Genomic DNA, 18,835 nt, shown 5'->3' with positions numbered 1-18,835 from the left:
GGACTGGAGCGTGCGGAACCTTCCGGTTCCGCAAACATCACTTAATTAAGCTTTTTTACCGGCTTTTTTGTGGTGTTTTTTAGCGGCCTGAGCTTTCTGCACTGGCGCTTTTTTGTGGTGTTTTTTAGCAGCCTGGGCTTTCTGAGCTGGCGCTTTTTTGTGGTGCTTTTTAGCGGCCTGAGCTTTCTGGGCTGGCGCTTTTTTGTGGTGCTTGGCTTTCTTGTGGTGCGTTGCTTTAGCTGGCGCTTTTTCAGCAGCAGCCGCTGGCGCAGCGGTAGTGGTGGTCGCAGCTGGCGCGGTGGTGGTAGCCGGAGCAGTAGCTGCAGTATCAGCAGCGAAAGCAACAGAAGACAGACCCATAGTGGCAGCAACGATCAGCGCTAATACTTTTTTCATCTTTAAATCCTCAGAGTGTTGTTTCGGTAAGCTCCGGTGGAGCCGTTGAAACAGATACTAGTGGAATCAAACGGCCGTTTCCGTGAGTGATTGGTTTCGCCGAGTAACCAAATGTACAAAGCCCAGGTGCCGGCAAACACCTGCGTGACGGCGGTTTTTTTCCGTGATCGGCCACACAAATCTCGGCATGGTCTACACTTAAAAGACATGTGTCGAAATGGAGAGCTGAATGTTTAAGAAAGCGGAAAGAACAGAACGCGATATCGATCAGGATGTGACTCTGTTGGCCGATACGCTGGATGAAGTGTTGCGCGAGTCCGGTGACAAGACCAAAGAGGAACTGAAAGAGCTGCACAGCAAGGCGAAAGGCGTGCTGCGCGACGCGCGAGCGCGATTCAACGGTTCCACCAGTCTGACACAGCATGCGCGCGACGCGGTCGATCAAGCCGACAGCTATGTGCGTGACAAACCTTGGCAGGGCGTAGGGATCGGTGCCGCCGTCGGCATCGTGCTCGGCGTGCTGCTTGCCCGGCGTTAACACCCCTGCAGTCATAAAGATAAAACAGATGTGCGTCTGGCCCGCGGAAATCGCGGGCCGTTTAATTTTAGCGAAACAGCTGCGCCAGCCCCTGTACCGCCCGCTCCGCCTCCTCTCGCCGGCTGAAATTGGCGAACCCCAGCAGTAACCCTTGCCCCGCCGGATGGTCGATTCGCCAGTCAGACAACGCCTGCACCGCCAGCCCCTGCTGCCAGGCTTGCGCCGCCAACGGCGCATCCGCCAAGCCGTCGCGCAGCCGGGCCAACAGCTGAATGCCGCCCTGTTGCGGCACCGTCGTCAGCCACGCCCCCAGTTGCCGCTCCAACGCCAGCGTCAGCCACTCGCGCCGCTGGCGGTACAACGGCCGCATGCGTTTCAGGTGGCGATAGAAATGCCCTTGCCGGATAAAATCCGCCACGCCGGCCTGCAGCAGCGGCGGGCAACCGCAGCCGCGCAGCCGGCTGCTGCGCGCAAAGGCCTCCGTGAGGCCGACGGGCACCACTAAATAAGCCATGCGCAGCGCCGGGAACAGCGTTTTGCTGAAGGTGCCGGCGTACAGCACCCGCCCCTGAACATCGAGGCTCTTCAGCGGCGGCAGCGGCCGCCCGTGATAGCGAAACTCGCTGTCGTAGTCATCCTCAAGGATCCAGGCCCCGCGCTGCTGCGCCCAGTCGAGCAGCGCCACCCGCCGCGCCAGGCTGAGCGAGACGCCGAGCGGGCTTTGATGGGTCGGCGTCACCACCGCCAGCCGCGCCTCAGGCGCCGTCAGCATACCCGCGGCCACGTCCATGCCCTGTTCATCCACCGGCACGGCGACCGGCCTGACGCCGGCGGCTCGCAACAGCGGGCGCGTGACCGGATAGCCGGGATCTTCGATCCATACCGCGTCGCCGGCGTGCAACAGCGTCTCCGTCACCCAGTCCAGCAACGCCGGATAACCGGCGCAGAGGAAAATTTGCTCCGGCCGGCAGCTGATGCCGCGCGACAAATGCAGATAATGGGCGATCGCCTCACGCAGTTCAGGCAGGCCGCCGGCCGGCGGCAGCGCCAGGGAAGCCGCCGTGGAACCGCGCAGCTGGCGGGCGACAATGCGCTGCCACAGCGCCCGAGGAAACGCATCCAGCGCCGGCACGCCCAGTTGGAAAGGCTGCAGCATGCCCTGCGGCTGCAGCGGATCGGGCGCTATCGTCGCCAGCGGCGGCGCAGCGGGCATCGCGCCCGGCGGCATGTGCGGCAACTGCGGCGAGACATAGGTGCCCGCCTGCCCCCGGCTCTGCAAGAAACCTTCGGCAATAAGTTGCGCGTAGGCGCTTTCCACCGTGGCGCGCGCCACGCCCAAATCGCTCGCCAACCCGCGCACTGAGGGCAACCGGCTGCCTGCCGCCAGGCTGCCCTGGGCAATGGCGTCTTTAATCCGCTGGTAAATCTGCCGGTACAGCGGCTCGGCGAGCCGGCTGTCCAGCCGCAATGAAGTCAGGAACGGTGGCATCATGGCCCGGTTAAATAATCATTTTATGGCCCTATAGCATAGACCATAAGGCCGCTAAAGTAGCGCCATGATTTCGTTACTATCAATTGAGGTTGACCATGATTAAGCCACGTTTGAACTATGCCGAGCTGGCGCCCGCCCCGTACAAAAATATGGTGAGCGCGCTGATGGCGCTGGAGAAAGGCGCCCTGGACAAAGCGACCATCGAGTTGATGTTTATGCGCGTTTCGCAGATCAACGGCTGCGCCTACTGCCTGGACATGCACGGCAAAGCGCTGCGCGAAAGCGGCTTCAGCCATGCCAAGCTGGATACGTTGGCGGGCTGGCGCGTCAGCCATGAATTCAGCGAGCGTGAACGCGCGGCGCTGGAGTGGGCCGAGTCGGTTACGCTGATCGCCGCCACCGGCGCGCCGGACAGCGCTTTCGAGGCGCTGAAGGCGCACTTCAGCGATACCGAGATCGCCGATCTGACCTTCGCCATCAGCATCATGAACGCCTTCAATCGGCTGGCCGTCAGCATGCGCCAGTAATGCGCTCGCCTCCCCCTCTTCACCGAGAGGGGGAATTTCACACCCGCAAAAATTTTTCCCCTCGCCTTTTCCAGCCCCGGCGCGGCCTGCGCGCAAAACCCGAAAAAACACCATATATAGCGCGGTTGATAAAATAAATATCAACATATAGTATTTTATCTATCAGCCGCAGGGAATATTGTTCGGCTGATAACGCCGTCAGAAACGCCAGGAACAATGCTCCGTTCTCTGACTTGTCCGCCTTTCCTTCAGCCTAAAGGTAAATGCGAATCATGAGCATTATTATTTATAGTAAGCCGGGCTGTGTCCAGTGCAACGCCACCTATCGCGCATTTGATAAACAGGGGATTGATTATCAGGTGATCGACCTCACCCAGGATCCGCAGGCGCTGGACCACGTTAAATCCTTAGGTTATCAGCAAGTTCCGGTGATTATCGCCGGTGACGATCACTGGGCCGGTTTCCGGCCGGACAAAATCGGCGCGCTGGCGCTCACCTGCTGAGGCCCGACGATGAATCCGCTGGTCTATTTCTCCAGCAGCTCGGAGAACACCCACCGATTCGTTGAGAAACTGGGCCTGCCGGCGATCCGCATTCCGATCGCCGGCGCCCGCAGCAAATTGCTGATGGAACAGCCCTATATCTTGATCGTGCCCAGCTATGGCGGCGGCAGCGCCGTCGGCGCGGTGCCGATCCAGGTGATCCGCTTTCTCAACGTTCCGCAAAACCGTTCATACCTGCGCGGCGTCATCGCCGCCGGGAACACCAACTTCGGCGCAGCGTACGGCATCGCCGGCGACATCATCGCCAAAAAATGCCAGGTGCCTTTCTTGTACCGCTTCGAGCTGCTCGGCACTACGCAAGACGTTGAAAACGTTAGACAGGGAGTAACCGCATTTTGGCAACGACAGAACTGACCAGGCCCGAGACGGGCGCCCTGGATTACCATTCGCTCAACGCGATGCTCAATCTTTACGATGCGGAAGGCCGGATCCAGTTCGATAAAGATCGGCTGGCGGCGCGGCACTACTTCCTGCAGCACGTCAACCAAAACACCGTGTTCTTCCATAACCTGGAGGAAAAGCTGCGCTATCTGGTGGAAGAAGGCTACTACGAGCCGCAGGTGCTGGCGCAGTACGAATTCCCGTTTATCAAGCAGCTGTTCCAGCAGGCCTACGCCAAAAAATTCCGCTTCGAGACTTTCCTCGGGGCCTTCAAGTACTACACCAGCTATACGCTCAAAACCTTCGACGGCAAGCGCTATCTGGAACGCTACGAAGACCGGGTGTGCATGGTGGCGCTGACGCTGGCGGCGGGCGACACCGCCCTGGCGCAGGATCTGGTGGAAGAGATGATTTCGGGCCGCTTCCAGCCGGCCACGCCGACCTTCCTCAACTGCGGCAAACGCCAGCGCGGTGAGCTGGTCTCCTGCTTCCTGCTGCGCATCGAAGACAATATGGAATCGATCGGCCGGGCGGTGAACTCCGCGCTGCAGCTGTCGAAACGCGGCGGCGGCGTGGCCTTCATGCTGAGCAACATTCGCGAGGTGGGCGCGCCGATCAAACGCATCGAGAACCAGTCCTCCGGCGTCATTCCGATCATGAAAATGCTCGAAGACGCCTTCTCCTACGCCAACCAGCTCGGCGCGCGCCAGGGGGCCGGCGCGGTGTATCTCAACGCTCACCACCCGGATATCCTGCGTTTTCTCGACACCAAGCGGGAAAACGCCGACGAGAAGATCCGCATCAAAACGCTGTCGCTGGGGGTGGTGATCCCGGATATCACCTTCGAACTGGCGAAGAACAACGAAGAAATGTACCTGTTCTCGCCCTACGACGTCGAACGGGTGTATGGCACGCCGCTGTCTGAAATCAGCGTCAGTGAAAAATACCGCGAGATGGTGGACGACAAGCGCATCCGCAAGTCGCGCATCAACGCGCGCGAGTTCTTCCAGGTGCTGGCGGAGATCCAGTTCGAATCCGGCTACCCCTACGTCATGTTCGAGGACACGGTCAACCGGGAGAATCCGATCGCCGGGCGCATCAACATGAGCAACCTGTGTTCGGAAATCCTGCAGGTCAACCGCGCCAGCACCTATCACGAGGATCTGAGCTACGATCGCATCGGCAAGGATATCTCCTGCAACCTCGGCTCGCTGAACATCGCCAAAACCATGGACGCGCCGGACTTCGGCAAGGCGATCGAGACCGCGATCCGCGCGCTGACCGCGGTGGCCGACATGAGCGATATCCGCTCGGTGCCGTCGATCGCCGAAGGCAACCGCAGCGCCCGCGCCATCGGTCTGGGCCAGATGAACCTGCACGGTTACCTGGCGCGCGAGCGCATCTTCTACGGCTCGGAAGAAGGCATCGACTTCACCAATCTCTATTTCTATACCGTGGCCTATCACGCCATCCGCGCCTCGAACCGGCTGGCGATCGAACGCGGCGGCGCGTTCGACGGCTTTGAGCACTCGCGCTATGCCAGCGGCGAGTACTTCGACAAATACACCGAACGCGACTGGCTGCCGCAGACCGAGCGGGTGCGCGAGCTGTTCGCCGCCGCCGGCATCGCCATTCCGGGCCGCGATGAGTGGCGCGCGCTGCGCCAGTCGGTGATGATGCACGGGCTGTACAACCAGAACCTGCAGGCGGTGCCGCCGACCGGTTCCATCTCGTACATCAACAACGCCACCTCCAGCATCCATCCGATCGTCTCGCGCATCGAGATCCGCAAGGAAGGCAAGATCGGCCGCGTTTACTATCCGGCGCCGTACATGACCAACGACAACCTGGCGTATTACCAGGATGCCTACGAGATTGGCCCGGAAAAAATCATCGATACCTATGCCGCCGCGACGCAACACGTCGATCAGGGGCTGTCGCTGACGTTGTTCTTCCGCGATACCGCCACCACCCGCGACATCAACCGCGCGCAGATCTACGCCTGGCGCAAAGGCATCAAAACCATTTACTACATCCGCCTGCGCCAGATGGCGCTGGAAGGCACCGAGGTGCAGGGCTGCGTGTCCTGCGCGCTGTGAGGCAACTTATGACGACCGTAACATCGGCGCCGCTGGTGCGCGCCATCAACTGGAACATCATCGAAGACGACAAGGATCTGGAGGTGTGGAACCGCCTGACCTCCAACTTCTGGCTGCCGGAGAAGGTGCCGCTGTCCAACGATATCCCCTCTTGGGCCACGCTGACGCCGAAGGAGCAGCAGCTGACCATTCGGGTGTTCACCGGGTTGACGCTGCTGGACACCATCCAGAACACCGTCGGCGCGCCGGCCCTGATCGCCGATGCGCTGACGCCGCACGAAGAGGCGGTGTACTCCAACATCAGCTTTATGGAGGCGGTGCACGCCCGCTCTTACAGCTCAATCTTCTCTACCCTGTGCCAAACGCCGGACGTGGATGACGCCTATCGCTGGAGCGAGGAAAACCGCGCGCTGCAGAAGAAAGCCGGCATCATTCTGGCGCACTACCGCAGCGACGATCCGCTGCTGAAAAAAGTCGCCAGCGTGTTCCTCGAGTCGTTCCTGTTCTATTCGGGCTTTTACCTGCCGATGTACTGGTCCAGCCGCGCCAAGCTGACCAACACCGCCGATCTGATCCGCCTGATCATTCGCGACGAGGCGGTGCACGGCTACTATATCGGCTATAAGTTCCAGAAAGGGCTGGAGAAAGTGGACGCCGCACGGCGCCAACAGGTGAAAAATTTCGCCTTCGATCTGATGCAGGACCTGTACGACAACGAGGTGCGCTACACCGAGGAACTGTACGACGGCGTCGGCTGGACGGAAGACGTGAAGACCTTCCTGCACTATAACGCCAACAAAGCGCTGATGAACCTGGGGTATGAAGCGCTGTTCCCACCGGCGATGGCGGAGGTCAACCCGGCGATCCTGTCGGCGCTGTCGCCGAACGCCGACGAAAACCACGACTTCTTCTCCGGTTCAGGGTCGTCCTACGTCATCGGCAAGGCGGTCAACACCGAGGATGAGGACTGGGATTTCTGAGGACATGACAGCGATGCCGGTCTTTCAGGCCGGTATCGTGCATTCAATACCCTTGTTCTTTCTGACTGCGGATCGCCAGAACAAACGCCGTATCGATATCAGGAATGTATTTGTAGAGCGCCAAATAACCGCGAGCTTGCTGCCCAATAATCAATTCACGCAGCCCTGCGCCAAGGGACCGTCCGATCAATGGATTATGTTCCAATACCGCAATTGCCTGGATGATTTCCTGAATGCGCCGCCCTGAATCCGCAGCGCCATACTGAGCCAAATGAGCGAGAATACGTTCGATATCATCCCTGACCTCTGGCGCCAACTCGACATTTGCCATCAGCGCCCCAATTTTTTAACCGGAGGTTTGACAGCGGCAGTATCACCCGCTGCGTAATTTTCCAAATAACCGCGCATCTCTTTCCAAGAGACCGTCTCTCCCGTCGCAATTATCTTGGCATAGCGTTTTTCCGCTTCATTCTCAAAGTCGCGGCGCAACTCTTCCTGCTGCGTTTTCTCCGCTATTGCCTGCAAAATAAAGCTGTGAGACGTTACGCCAACCTGCTCGGCGACGGCAGCGACTCGGGCTTTAAGCTCATCTGGAATACGAATGGTCGTCGTCGACATAATCGCTCCTCACGTCGGTCAATCACATGTAGCTCAATTGTGCTACATGCAGTCTGGCAGCGCAATAATGCAGAGGATTATTTCACCGATTGACGCAGCTCTAGCCGCCGCCAGATAGCGCGTTTCTCCGCGTCGCTGGCGGTCGGCCAGGCGGCGATCTCCGCCCGCGTGCGCCGGCATCCGCGGCACTGCTGGGTTTCGTCGTCGATCCGACACAGGCTGACGCAGGGCGACCTGACGCCGGGATGAAACTGCTGATTGTCGCCCGCCATACGCTGCCCTTGATGTGATGAGTTCCGCCACAGGATACCCGATCCTGCGGCGGTGCGTCGTCAATCAGATGATGCCGCCGTTGGCGCGCAGGGTTTGGCCGTTGATCCAACCGCCGTCGGCCCCCGCGAGGAAGGCCACCGCCGCAGCGATATCGTCCGGCGTGCCCAGGCGCTCCAGCGGCGCCATCTTCGCCAGCCGCTCGATAAGCTCCGGGGTTTTGCCGTCGAGGAACAAACCGGTGGCGGTCGGTCCCGGCGCGACGGCGTTCACCGTGATATTGCGGCCGCGCAGTTCTTTCGCCAGCACGCTGGTCAGCGCTTCGATCGCCGCCTTACTGGCGGCATACATGCCGTAACCCGGCTGCAGCAACCCCACCACGCTGGAGGAGAAGTTGATGATGCGGCCATTGTCGCGCAGGCGCTTCGCCGCCTCGCGCATCGCATTGAAGCTGCCTTTCAGATTGATGTCGAGCAGGCGATCCACGTCTTCGTCACGCATATCCGCCACCGGCGCCAGCGCGATCACCCCGGCGTTATTGACCAGCACGTCGACGCCGCCAAACGCCTGTTCGGCGCTGTCGAACAGGCGGGCGACCGCAGATGCATCGCTGACGTCGGCTTTGACGCTCAAGGCGCGGCCGCCGCCCTGTTCAATCTTGCGCACCAGCTCATCGGCCGGCGCCGGGTTGCCCGAATAGTTGATGATGACGGTGAAGCCATCGGCGGCCAGACGCTCGGCGATGGCCGCTCCAATGCCGCGCGATGCGCCGGTAACGATGGCGACGGAGGGAGTTTTCTGATTCATCGGGAGATCCTTAAAGAAAACGACGAGGGTAACGTTAATAATGCACTCTTTATCACGGCGAATAAGCCCCGATTCTCTGGCATCATCATCCCAAATTATCGAACAATGTCCCCAAGGCGCTTACGATGGCCGCCCGTTGGGCGGCCATCTCCATTACAGCGCGCCGTAGTTCAATGGCACCCAGGCGTAACCGTCGCCCTGGCGGTTCAAATACCCCAACCCCGGGAACGACAGGTGTGCGCCCCCCACCAGCTCGCTCTGCCGCGCGCTGTCGCCAAATATCCGCAGCCGCTGAGCGACCGCCGCCTTGGCGTCATTATCAAAGCTGATAGCCACCTTCGGATGCGGCATCTGCACCGCCGCCACGTGGATCAGATCCCCCAGCAGCAACAGCTTCTGGCCCTGGCTGGTCACCTGATACACGCTATGCCCCGGCGTATGGCCGTGGGCGGCAAAGGCGGCAATGCCCGGGGAAAGCTCACCGTCGCCGCTGAACGGCTTAAAGTGGCCGGCCGCCTGATACGGCTTGATCACTGCCTGAGCCCTTTCGAAGTAGCTTTTACTGCCCGCGCTGGCCTGTTTCAGTTTGTCCGCGCTTAGCCAGAAGTCCGCGTCCTGGCTGGCGGCACGCACCACCGCATTGGGGAATACCGCCTTGCCGTCGTGCGTCAGGCCGCCGAGGTGGTCCGGGTGCATGTGGGTCAGGTAGATCTCATCCACCTGCTCCGGCTGGTAGCCCGCCGCACGCAGGTTATCCACCAGCTTGCCCAGGCCGTCGCCCAGCAGTTGGCCGGCGCCGCTGTCGATCATCACCAGCTTGTCGCCGGTATTGATCAGATAAGCATTGACCGACGTGACCACCGGCAGGCTTTGATGCTGCTCGGCTACCCCGGCGGCGATCTGCTGCGGCGTACGGCCCAGTAACAGCTTATCCGCCGGCAGGCGAATAATGCCGTCGGACAACGCGGTCACTTCAAAGCTGCCCAGCATGATGCGGTAAAATCCCGGCGTCGGGGTTTTGGCCTGCGGCGCGGCGGCGCCGGCCTGTAACGACATAACGGCCAGCGCCGCGCCCAACAGACAACGTTTCCAGAACATGATGACTCCTTGTGAGAATTGAACAGCGCTAAGTATTGACGCAAAAAGCCCGATGCGCCTGTTTAATAAATGCCTTTGATAAATATATAAATAATATATTCATTATGAATAATTTTGTTTGCCGAGCCACACAACCCCAATCCATATTTTCTCGTGCGCCGCTTCGTTATTTTTCTTACTCCCTAAACCACGAGTAAGGAAATATGATGAGCTATCAATTCGAAAACCTGGTCTTTGAAGGCGGCGGCGTAAAAGGCATCGCCTATGGCGGCGCACTGGAATTGCTGGAAGCCAAAGGCATCATGCCGCAGATCAAGCAAACCTCCGGCGCCTCAGCGGGCGCCATCGCCGCGCTGCTGGTCGGGCTGGGCTGCAGCTCGGCCGACGTGACCAAGATTCTGTCGGCGATGGATTTTAAAAAATTCCTCGATTATAACGGCGGCTTTTTCGGTACGCTCCAGGACGCCTATCGTCTGTTCAATCAATACGGCATTGCGCCCGGTGATTATTTTTATCAATGGTCGCGCGATATTATCAAGCAATGTACCGGCAACCCGGATATTACCTTCGAACAGTTCGAAGCAATGAAAACGGCGAAAGGGTTCAAGTCGATTTACTTTATCGGCGCCAACCTCAACAGCGGCCAGCGCGAAGTCTATTCGCATCGCACCACGCCGCGCATGAAAGTGGCGGATGGCCTGCGCATTTCGATGTCGTTCCCGTTCGCCTTCGTGGCGAAGAAAAATGCCCTGGGCGACCTGTGCATCGACGGCGGCATGATCGACAACTACCCGGTGCGGCTGTTCGACTATGACTTCTCCGCCACGCCGCCTTACATCGACAGCACCAGCCAGCGCATCAACACCCGTACGCTGGGCATTCGCCTGGACTCCGCCAGTGAAATCGCTCAGGCCGCCGGTCAGGCCGGCCCGCGCACGCCGGTCAACAACCTGTTTGATTTCACCCTGGCGGTGGCCAACGTGATGCTGGACATCCAAACCAAGGTGCATCTGGACAGCGATGACTGGAAGCGCACCGTGTATGTCGACACGCTCGACGTCGGCACGCTGGAGTTCGGCATCAGCGAGGAGAAGAAACGCGCGCTGATCGAATCCGGCCGTCGCGGCGTAGAGCGCTACTTCGCGTGGTATGACGCCGCCATGAAGCAAGCGGCGTAACCGGCAGTTCCCCGCCCGCGCGTCGGGCCGGCGCGCGGGCAAAAAAAATCCCCGCGGGGGCGGGGAAAGGCAAAGTAACGCTAAGGATTTATAGGAGTTATACGAAGAACTTGGCCAACACCAGCAGCGACAGCGAAACGTTGATAGCGCCGCCGATACGGGTTGCGATCTGGGCGAACGGCATCAGCGACATGCGGTTGCCGGCGGTGAGGATCGCGACGTCGCCGGTCCCGCCCTGCCCGCTCTGGCAGCAGGAGACGATCGCCACGTCGATAGGGTGCATGCCGATTTTCTTGCCGACGAAGAAACCGGTCGCTACCAGCGCGCTGACGGTGGTGACGATCACGATCAGATTCTGTACGGTGAACGCGTCCACCAGTTCCTGCCACGGCGTGATGGCTACCCCGACGGCGAACAGGATGGGATAGGTCACGGCGGTGCGGAAGAATTTGTACACCACCTGCGAGCCTTCCTGAATGCGCGGCGACACCCCGTGCGCCAACTTCACCGCCACGGCGGCGAACAGCATGCCCACCGGCGCCGGCAGGCCGATCAGACGGTGCAGCAGCATGCCCACCATATACAGCAGAATGGCCAACAGCGCGCCGCAGGCGATGGTGCTGACGTCCACCTTGCCGCTGATTTTTTCAACCGCGCTCATGTCGCTTTCACCCTGCTTGCTCGGCATCAGGCTGCCTTCGCCGGTCAGGTGCGGATAACGCTTGCCCAGCTGGTTGAGCAGGCCGGCGATGACGATAGCGGTCAGGCTGCCGAGCATCACGATAGGCAGAATGCGCCCCAGCGCCACGCCCTGCTCCATGTGCAGGATCGCGGCATAGCCCATCGACAGCGGGATCGCCCCTTCACCTACGCCGCCGGCCATGATCGGCAAGATCAGGAAGAAGAAGATCTGGAACGGTTCCAGGCCCAGCGCCATGCCGACGCCCATCCCCACCAGCATGCCGACGATCTCGCCGCACAGCATGGGGATGAAGATGCGCAGGAAGCCCTGGATCAGCACCTGGCGGTTCATGCTCATGATGCTGCCGACGATGATGCAGCAGATGTAGAGGTAAAGAATGTTGGTCGATTTGTAGAACTTGGTGGTCGACTCCACCACCACGTCCGGCAGCAGGCCATAGTGCACCAGCGCGGAAGGAATGAAGGTCGCGCAGATCGCCGCCGCGCCCATTTTGCCGATCAGTGGCAGGCGCTTGCCGAATTCGCCGCAGGCGAAGCCGAAGAACGCCAGGGTGGCCACCATCACCACAATATCGCTCGGCAACTTGCCTTCCAGGCAGTCGAGCAGAATCAATACGCCGGCCAGAATAAAGAACGGTAACGGAATAATCCCTACTTTATAATTGTCCAGTATCCGCCACCATTTCTCACGCAGAGGAATATCAGCGGCCTTGTCTTTGGCTACGAGGTAAGAATCATCTGTTGTGCTCATAATCTGGCCTCTTATTAGTTTGTTCAGCCATCATAGAGAAGCGCACGGATTATCTGCTGTGATTATGTTCAAAATTAAAAAGGGTTTTTAATGGTGGTTATGGTTTCTATGGGGTTAATTAAGATTATGTAAAAATCAGCGTGGTTTTAATGGCGTTAATACCGTTTTTATTTTAAAGCTTATCAACTTTATCGCAGACGAACAATTCTCGTCCGGTTCACGCTAATCCCGTGTGAGGGATCACAAGTTGATCGGGCGCAATATTACACACCCCGTATCTCGTGATAGGGTAAGGCTTCAGGATCTCTTTACGGTGAAGCTCCTCCATGCGCCTTAAACTCTCATTTCAAATCAAGCTGTTTCTGTGCCTGGTGGCCTTCTCCTGCCTGCTGCTGAGCTGCATCGGCGCCTACACCTATTACCAGCTGGATGCGCAGCTGCACCGCGATCTCGGCGCCCGCGCCCAGGTGCAGGCGCGTGAAATCGCCCTTATCCCTTCGTTGGTGGATGCCGTAGAAAAAAACGACGCCGCCAGGATCGCTGCGTTGATGAAAAAAATCCGCGCCAGCAGCGACGCCAGCTATATCGTCATCGGTGATAATCATGCCCGTCATCTCTATCATTCCGAATATGAGGGCCGCCTGGGCACGCCGATGATCGGCGGTGATAATAAAGAAGTATTGGAAGGAAAAAGCATTATTTCCATTCGCAAGGGTGGCATCGGCGTTTCATTACGCAGCAAGGCGCCGATTCTGGATGAAAATAATCACGTCATCGGCATCGTTTCCGTCGGCTATTTGAAATCGCATATCGATAATTTAAATGCCAGGACATTAACGCAAATTATCGGTTCCATCGTGCTGCTGCTGATCGCCCTGTTCGTTTTTTCCTGGCTACTATCGAAAAACCTCAAACGCCAAATGTTCTGGCTGGAGCCGAAAGAGATCGCGCTGCTGGTGCGCCAGCAAAAAGCGCTGCTGGAAGCCATCTATGAGGGCGTGATCGCCATCGATCCGCAGCTGCGGATCATCACCATCAACCATGCGGCGCGTGAGCTGTTGGATCTGCATCAGCCCGCCACCGGCCTGCTGGGCCGGCCGATCGGCGACGTGATCCAGGCCCAGCCGGACTTTTTCGCCGTCGCGCAGTTGGAGCACGACACCCATGACGAGGTGTGCCGCTTCAACCACGTGCGGGTGATCGCCAGCCGGGTGCGCATCATGCAGGAGCAAGAGCTGCAAGGCTGGGTGATCAGTTTCCGCGACAAGAACGATATCAATACCCTGAGCAGCCAGCTCAGCCAGGTGAAACGCTATGCCGACAACCTGCGCATCATGCGCCACGAGCAGCTGAACTGGACCGCCACGCTGGCCGGACTGCTGCATATGCAGCGCTACGACGAGGCCATCCGCTATGTGGAAGCCCAGTCGGAGGGCGCGCAGGAGATCCTCGATTTCATCTCGCAGCGCTTCAGTTCGGCGGCGCTGTGCGGGCTGCTGCTGGGCAAATACTCCAGCGCCAGAGAGAAAGGCATCGAACTGCGTTTCGATCCGGCCTGCCAGCTGCGGCAGATCCCGGCGGCGCTGAATGAGACCGAACTGATGTCGATCGTCGGCAACCTGCTGGATAATGCGGTGGAGGCGACGCTGCACTGCCCGGCTCCGCACGACGCGATCGAACTCTATATCAGCGACGGCAGCGACGAGCTGGTGATCGAGGTGGCGGATCGCGGCACCGGCATCGCCGAGGAGATTCGTGATACGCTGTTTGAACAGGGCGTGACCACCAAAGCGGATAAAAGCGACCACGGCATCGGCCTGCATCTGGTCGCCAGCCACGTGGCGCAGGCGCACGGCAGCATAGAAGTGTCGGACAACGAGCCGCACGGCGCGATATTCTCTATATTTATCCCTAAATAAAACCCATAACCCGATTTTTTTGAGCACCCGATTATGTCACACCAAACACTGGACGTTCTGATCGTGGAAGATGAGCCGCAACTGGCGACGCTGCACGCAGAGTTCATCGAGAAAAATTTCAACCTGCGGGTGGTGGCCTACGCCGCCACGCTGGCCGAAGCGCGGGCCAAAGCCAACGAGCATCAGCCGCGACTGATCCTGCTGGACAACTTTCTGCCGGACGGCCAGGGCATTGAGCTGATGGAAGAACCGGCGGTAAAGAATCCCGCCTGTTCAGTGATTTTCATCACCGCCGCCAGCGACATGCATACCTGCAGCCAGGCGATCCGCAACGGCGCCTTCGACTACATCATCAAGCCGGTGTCTTACAAACGGCTGCGCAACTCGCTCGAGCGCTTCATGCAGTTCGTGCAGACCCAGCGCACCTTCAAAATCATCGATCAGGACAATGTCGATGCGCTGTACAACCTGCAGTCGAAGCAGTTCTCCAGCGAACCGAGCGCCAAAGGCATAGAAACCAACACGCTGGAGCTGGTGCAGGCGCTGTTTATCGCCCAGCCGGCGGTGGCGCATGCGGTGGAAGACGTGGTCGAACAGGTCGGCATCAGCAAAACCACCGCTCGCCGTTATCTGGAATATTGCGTCGCCACCCAGTTCGTGCGGGTGGAGATGCTGTACGGCAATATCGGCCATCCGCGCAGGCTGTATCGCAAGGCCTGAGGCTGCCATCTGGCTGTCATACTAAGGCGATAACATGACGCTCGACGATATCCCCCTCGATATCGGCACCTGTCGTTAAAACTGATGAAATACTGATGACTTTTGCCCGGCCTCTGGTCGGGTTTTTTATTATCCGAACGGCAGGCGCGGCGCCCAAATATCTCTCTGCGCCACACCGTATTATTTCCCCAAAAACCAAACCATTATGGCGAATAATGGCCGTTAATTTTGAGTCACGGGCCAAATTACCATAACTAATTAAAACCTTGATGTAAACCACTAATATCCCATTTAAATGACATTGAGGGTTGTCTCAGATATTCACTGTGTTAGGGTAAAAAGCTCTTTTATTTTGCTAAGGACAGCCCATAACGCTTTAATTAAACCAGAGGAAACAGCAAATTGCATGGCAATTAAACTCGAAGTAAAGAACCTGTATAAGATATTTGGCGAGCACCCGGAACGCGCATTCAAACTGCTGGATAAAGGTCTGACAAAAGATCGGCTGTTTGAAAAAACCGGCTTATCGCTCGGCGTAAAAGACGCCACTCTGGCCATTGAAGAAGGCGAGATATTTGTCATCATGGGGCTCTCCGGTTCCGGCAAGTCCACCCTGGTACGCCTTCTCAATCGTCTGATAGAACCCACCCGCGGTCAGGTGCTGATCGACGGTGAGGACATCGCCAAAATATCCGACACCGCGCTGCGCACCGTGCGGCGAAATAAGATCAGCATGGTATTTCAGTCATTCGCGCTAATGCCGCACATGAATGTTCTGAATAATACCGCCTTTGGCATGGAATTAGCCGGAATACCGCTGCAGGAACGCCAGGAAAAAGCGCTGGACGCCCTGCGTCAGGTCGGGCTGGAGAATTATGCGCTGTCTTATCCGGATGAATTATCCGGCGGCATGCGTCAGCGCGTGGGATTAGCCCGCGCGATGGCCAATAACCCGGATATATTATTGATGGACGAAGCCTTCTCGGCGCTCGATCCGTTAATTCGCACCGAAATGCAGGATGAGCTGGTGAAATTACAGGCTCAGCATCAGCGCACCATCGTGTTTATTTCCCACGATTTGGACGAAGCAATGCGCATTGGCGATCGCATCGCCATCATGCAGGGCGGCGAGGTGATCCAGGTCGGCACGCCGGACGAGATCCTCAATAATCCGGCCAACGACTACGTGCGCACCTTCTTCCGCGGCGTGGACATCAGTCATGTGTTCAGCGCCAAGGATATCGCCCAGCGGCGTCCGGTGACGCTGATCCGCAAAACCCCCGGTTTTGGCCCCCGCTCGGCGCTGCAGCTGCTGCGCGATGAGGACCGTGATTATGGTTATGTTGTTGAACGCGGGAAGAAATTTATCGGCGTGGTGTCGATAGAGTCGCTGAAAAAGGCGCTGTCCGCCAATCAAACGCTGGACGATGCCCTGCTTGAGGCCCCCGCCGCCGTGCCGGCCGACACGCCGCTCAGCGATCTGATCTCCCTGGTCGCCCAGGCGCCGTGCGCGGTGCCGGTGGTGGGCGAAGAACATAACTATCTCGGCATCATCTCCAAGGCCATGCTGCTGCAGGCGTTGGACAAGGAGGGCTCAGCCAATGAGTGATACCACGCAAACCCAAGATCCCTGGGCTACCGCACCGGCCGATGCCGGCGCGGCCCACGCTCACGATGCCGCCGCCAACGCCGGCGACGCCTGGTCCAGCGCGCCGCCACCGGCCGCTCATGACGCCGCCGGGCAAGGCGCCGATTGGCTCAGCAGCGCCCCGGCGCAGCCTGAGCACTTCAGCCTGCTTGATCCGTTCCACAAAGCCTGGGTGCCGTTTGATTCCTGGGTCACGCAAGGTATCGACTGGCTGGTGCTGCACTTCCGCCCGCTGTTCCAGGGCATCCGCGTGCCGGTAGACGTGATCCTGAGCGGCTTCCAGCAATTGCTGTTGGGCATGCCGGCGCCGATCGCCATTCTGGTGTTCTCGCTGGTCGCCTGGCAGATCGCGGGCCTCGGCATGGGCGCCGCGACGCTGCTCTCTCTGGTCGCCATCGGCGCCATCGGCGCCTGGTCGCAGGCGATGGTTACGCTGGCGCTGGTGCTGACCGCGCTGTTCTTCTGCATCCTTATCGGCCTGCCGCTCGGCATCTGGCTGGCGCGCAGCAAGCATGCCGCCAAAGTGATTAGGCCGCTGCTCGACGCCATGCAAACCACCCCGGCCTTCGTCTATCTGGTGCCGATCGTCATGCTGTTCGGCATCGGCAACGTGCCGGGCGTGGTGGTGACCATTATCTTCGCGCTGCCGCCGATCGTGCGTCTGACCATTCTTGGCATCAAGCAGGTGCCGGAGGATCTGATCGAGGCCGCCGAATCCTTCGGTGCCAGCCCGCGCCAGCTGCTGTTCAAGGTGCAGCTGCCGCTGGCGATGCCGACCATCATGGCCGGCGTGAACCAGACGCTGATGTTGGCGCTGTCGATGGTCGTCATCGCCTCGATGATCGCCGTCGGCGGTCTGGGCCAGATGGTGCTGCGCGGCATCGGCCGGCTGGATATGGGCCTGGCCGCCATCGGCGGGGTCGGCATCGTGATCCTGGCGATCATTCTCGATCGCCTCACCCAATCGCTGGGGCGCGATCGCCGCAGCAAGGGCATCGGCCGCTGGTACCGTCGCGGCCCCATCGGGCTGTTTACCCGTCCATTTATCAAACAAGCCTGACGCTTTTCCCGCCGGCGGCTGCGGCCCCGGCGGGCCAGGGCACCACGACATCAAAAGAGGGGAAACACTATGCGCACCACGGGCATCTGGGCTCTCGCCCTGACGACACTGATTGGCTCACAGAGCGCCATCGCGGCGGATTTACCCGGCAAGGGAATAGCGGTACAGCCGGTGCAAAGCACCATTTCCGAAGAGACGTTCCAGACGCTGCTGGTCAGCAAGGCGCTGGAAAAACTGGGTTACGACGTGAAGGAACCGCGCGAAGTGGATTACAACGTCGCCTACACCTCCATCGCCTCCGGCGACGCCACCTTTATCGCGGTCAATTGGGATCCGCTGCACGCCGATCAGTACAAGGCCGCCGGCGGCGACGCCAAGTTCTACCGCGAAGGCGTCTACGTCAACGGCGCCGCGCAGGGCTACCTGATCGACAAGAAAACCGCCGAGCAGTACCACATCACCAACGTCGAACAGCTCAAGGATCCCAAGATCGCCAAGCTGTTCGACACCAACGGCGACGGCAAGGCCGATCTGACCGGCTGCACCCCGGGCTGGGGCTGCGAGGCGGTGATCAACCACCACATCAAGGCCTATGGCCTGAGCAATACCGTCGAACACAACCAGGGCAACTACGCGGCGATGATCGCCGACACCATCACCCGCTACAAAGAGGGCAAACCGGTGCTGTATTACACCTGGACGCCGTACTGGGTCAGCGATGTGATGGTGCCGGGCCGCGACGTGGTCTGGCTGCAGGTACCGTTCTCTTCCTTGCCGGGCGAGCAGAAGAACGTCGATACCAAGCTGCCTAACGGCGCCAACTACGGCTTCCCGGTCAACACCATGCGCATCGCCGCCAACAAGCAGTGGGCCGAAGCCAACCCGGCGGCCGCCAAGCTGTTCGCCACCATGAAGCTGCCGATCGCCGACATCAACGCGCAAAACCTGCGCATGCATGAAGGCCAGGCTTCGGAGGCCGACATCCAAAACCACGTCAACGGTTGGATCAAGGCGCATCAGGCGACCTTCGACGGCTGGGTGAAAACCGCCGCCGCAGCGGCGAAGCCGTAACCGAGCGGGGGCGCCTC

The 18,835-nt window shown here is 59.3% G+C and carries 21 protein-coding genes; 12 read left to right on the top strand and 9 right to left on the bottom strand.

Annotated features, from left to right (window positions below; genetic code table 11):
• Positions 1 to 45: 45 nt before the first annotated feature.
• Positions 46 to 396 carry an acid resistance repetitive basic protein Asr gene (asr, locus tag ACJ8IP_RS20115; RefSeq protein ID WP_004928953.1) on the bottom strand — a complete coding sequence of 117 codons (351 nt, stop codon included), beginning with the start codon at positions 394 to 396 and terminating at the stop codon, positions 46 to 48.
• 229 nt (positions 397 to 625) lie between these two features.
• On the opposite strand from asr, the gene ACJ8IP_RS20110 reads away from it, so the two are divergent.
• Positions 626 to 934, top strand: a complete 309-nt coding sequence (locus ACJ8IP_RS20110; RefSeq protein ID WP_004928950.1) for a DUF883 family protein — start codon at positions 626 to 628, stop codon at positions 932 to 934.
• Positions 935 to 1,001: 67 nt separating this feature from the next.
• Here the strand turns inward: ACJ8IP_RS20110 and pdxR are convergent, their stop codons facing one another.
• Positions 1,002 to 2,426 (bottom strand): MocR-like pyridoxine biosynthesis transcription factor PdxR, encoded by a 1,425-nt coding sequence (pdxR, locus tag ACJ8IP_RS20105; protein WP_072627097.1) that lies wholly within the window; start codon positions 2,424 to 2,426, stop codon positions 1,002 to 1,004.
• Between the two features lie 95 nt (positions 2,427 to 2,521).
• Here pdxR and ACJ8IP_RS20100 point away from each other — a divergent pair, with 95 nt between their 5' ends.
• The 5 genes from ACJ8IP_RS20100 (at position 2,522) to nrdF (ending at position 6,976) form a co-directional block, all read left to right on the top strand.
• Positions 2,522 to 2,953, top strand: a complete 432-nt coding sequence (locus ACJ8IP_RS20100) for a carboxymuconolactone decarboxylase family protein (protein ID WP_042785242.1) — start codon at positions 2,522 to 2,524, stop codon at positions 2,951 to 2,953.
• 272 nt (positions 2,954 to 3,225) lie between these two features.
• Positions 3,226 to 3,456 carry a redoxin NrdH gene (locus tag ACJ8IP_RS20095; protein WP_108681809.1) on the top strand — a complete coding sequence of 77 codons (231 nt, stop codon included), beginning with the start codon at positions 3,226 to 3,228 and terminating at the stop codon, positions 3,454 to 3,456.
• Between the two features lie 9 nt (positions 3,457 to 3,465).
• Positions 3,466 to 3,870 carry a class Ib ribonucleoside-diphosphate reductase assembly flavoprotein NrdI gene (gene nrdI, locus ACJ8IP_RS20090; RefSeq protein WP_004928930.1) on the top strand — a complete coding sequence of 135 codons (405 nt, stop codon included), beginning with the start codon at positions 3,466 to 3,468 and terminating at the stop codon, positions 3,868 to 3,870.
• The gene (nrdE, locus tag ACJ8IP_RS20085; protein ID WP_071845116.1) at positions 3,852 to 5,996 is read left to right on the top strand and encodes a class 1b ribonucleoside-diphosphate reductase subunit alpha; all 2,145 of its coding nucleotides are present in this window, start codon (positions 3,852 to 3,854) and stop codon (positions 5,994 to 5,996) included. The genes nrdI and nrdE overlap by 19 nt, the downstream gene beginning before the upstream one ends.
• Positions 5,997 to 6,004: 8 nt before the next feature.
• Positions 6,005 to 6,976: a class 1b ribonucleoside-diphosphate reductase subunit beta gene (gene nrdF / locus ACJ8IP_RS20080; RefSeq protein WP_033639549.1), complete on the top strand. Its 972-nt coding sequence runs from the start codon at positions 6,005 to 6,007 to the stop codon at positions 6,974 to 6,976.
• Between the two features lie 43 nt (positions 6,977 to 7,019).
• Here nrdF and ACJ8IP_RS20075 read toward each other — a convergent pair whose 3' ends face one another.
• The 5 genes from ACJ8IP_RS20075 to ACJ8IP_RS20055 all read right to left on the bottom strand — a co-directional run bounded on the left by ACJ8IP_RS20075 (position 7,020) and on the right by ACJ8IP_RS20055 (position 9,769).
• Positions 7,020 to 7,307 (bottom strand): type II toxin-antitoxin system RelE/ParE family toxin, encoded by a 288-nt coding sequence (locus ACJ8IP_RS20075; RefSeq protein ID WP_033639548.1) that lies wholly within the window; start codon positions 7,305 to 7,307, stop codon positions 7,020 to 7,022.
• Positions 7,307 to 7,594 carry a CopG family ribbon-helix-helix protein gene (locus tag ACJ8IP_RS20070; RefSeq protein WP_033639547.1) on the bottom strand — a complete coding sequence of 96 codons (288 nt, stop codon included), beginning with the start codon at positions 7,592 to 7,594 and terminating at the stop codon, positions 7,307 to 7,309. Before ACJ8IP_RS20070 ends, ACJ8IP_RS20075 begins: the two co-directional genes overlap by 1 nt.
• Before the next feature lie 77 nt (positions 7,595 to 7,671).
• Positions 7,672 to 7,866: a DUF1289 domain-containing protein gene (locus ACJ8IP_RS20065; protein WP_046897850.1), complete on the bottom strand. Its 195-nt coding sequence runs from the start codon at positions 7,864 to 7,866 to the stop codon at positions 7,672 to 7,674.
• Positions 7,867 to 7,930: 64 nt separating this feature from the next.
• Entirely contained in the window at positions 7,931 to 8,671 is a 741-nt protein-coding gene (locus ACJ8IP_RS20060; protein WP_042785246.1) for an SDR family oxidoreductase, read from the bottom strand.
• A gap of 153 nt (positions 8,672 to 8,824) precedes the next feature.
• On the bottom strand, positions 8,825 to 9,769 hold the full coding sequence (locus ACJ8IP_RS20055) for an MBL fold metallo-hydrolase (RefSeq protein ID WP_442524502.1): 945 nt from the start codon (positions 9,767 to 9,769) through the stop codon (positions 8,825 to 8,827).
• Between the two features lie 206 nt (positions 9,770 to 9,975).
• Here ACJ8IP_RS20055 and ACJ8IP_RS20050 point away from each other — a divergent pair, with 206 nt between their 5' ends.
• The gene (locus ACJ8IP_RS20050; RefSeq protein ID WP_072627093.1) at positions 9,976 to 10,947 is read left to right on the top strand and encodes a patatin-like phospholipase family protein; all 972 of its coding nucleotides are present in this window, start codon (positions 9,976 to 9,978) and stop codon (positions 10,945 to 10,947) included.
• A gap of 97 nt (positions 10,948 to 11,044) precedes the next feature.
• Here the strand turns inward: ACJ8IP_RS20050 and ACJ8IP_RS20045 are convergent, their stop codons facing one another.
• Positions 11,045 to 12,400 carry a 2-hydroxycarboxylate transporter family protein gene (locus ACJ8IP_RS20045; RefSeq protein ID WP_033644155.1) on the bottom strand — a complete coding sequence of 452 codons (1,356 nt, stop codon included), beginning with the start codon at positions 12,398 to 12,400 and terminating at the stop codon, positions 11,045 to 11,047.
• A gap of 326 nt (positions 12,401 to 12,726) precedes the next feature.
• Between ACJ8IP_RS20045 and ACJ8IP_RS20040 the strand changes: the two genes are divergently transcribed.
• Positions 12,727 to 14,319: an ATP-binding protein gene (locus tag ACJ8IP_RS20040; RefSeq protein WP_042785247.1), complete on the top strand. Its 1,593-nt coding sequence runs from the start codon at positions 12,727 to 12,729 to the stop codon at positions 14,317 to 14,319.
• Positions 14,320 to 14,352: 33 nt separating this feature from the next.
• Positions 14,353 to 15,039, top strand: coding sequence for a response regulator (locus ACJ8IP_RS20035; protein WP_033644157.1), 687 nt, complete (start codon positions 14,353 to 14,355; stop codon positions 15,037 to 15,039).
• 16 nt (positions 15,040 to 15,055) lie between these two features.
• Here ACJ8IP_RS20035 and ACJ8IP_RS20030 read toward each other — a convergent pair whose 3' ends face one another.
• Complete coding sequence (locus ACJ8IP_RS20030) at positions 15,056 to 15,319, bottom strand: hypothetical protein (RefSeq protein ID WP_127897172.1); 264 nt, start codon at positions 15,317 to 15,319, stop codon at positions 15,056 to 15,058.
• Between the two features lie 126 nt (positions 15,320 to 15,445).
• Here ACJ8IP_RS20030 and proV point away from each other — a divergent pair, with 126 nt between their 5' ends.
• From proV to proX, 3 genes are all read left to right on the top strand, one after another.
• The gene (proV, locus tag ACJ8IP_RS20025) at positions 15,446 to 16,648 is read left to right on the top strand and encodes a glycine betaine/L-proline ABC transporter ATP-binding protein ProV (RefSeq protein ID WP_042785248.1); all 1,203 of its coding nucleotides are present in this window, start codon (positions 15,446 to 15,448) and stop codon (positions 16,646 to 16,648) included.
• Positions 16,641 to 17,747 (top strand): glycine betaine/L-proline ABC transporter permease ProW, encoded by a 1,107-nt coding sequence (gene proW, locus ACJ8IP_RS20020; RefSeq protein WP_206358227.1) that lies wholly within the window; start codon positions 16,641 to 16,643, stop codon positions 17,745 to 17,747. Before proV ends, proW begins: the two co-directional genes overlap by 8 nt.
• 69 nt (positions 17,748 to 17,816) lie before the next feature.
• A complete protein-coding gene (gene proX, locus ACJ8IP_RS20015) occupies positions 17,817 to 18,818 on the top strand; it encodes a glycine betaine/L-proline ABC transporter substrate-binding protein ProX (protein WP_123061928.1) in 1,002 nt (333 codons plus the stop codon).
• The last annotated feature ends 17 nt before the right edge of the window (positions 18,819 to 18,835 follow it).

The organism is Serratia sp. CY52157, from assembly GCF_052168495.1.
In the GTDB taxonomy this organism is placed as follows: Bacteria; Pseudomonadota; Gammaproteobacteria; order Enterobacterales; family Enterobacteriaceae; genus Serratia; species Serratia ureilytica.
The sequence above is the reverse complement of the archived record's forward strand: the minus strand, read 5'-3'. Positions and strand labels throughout refer to the sequence as shown.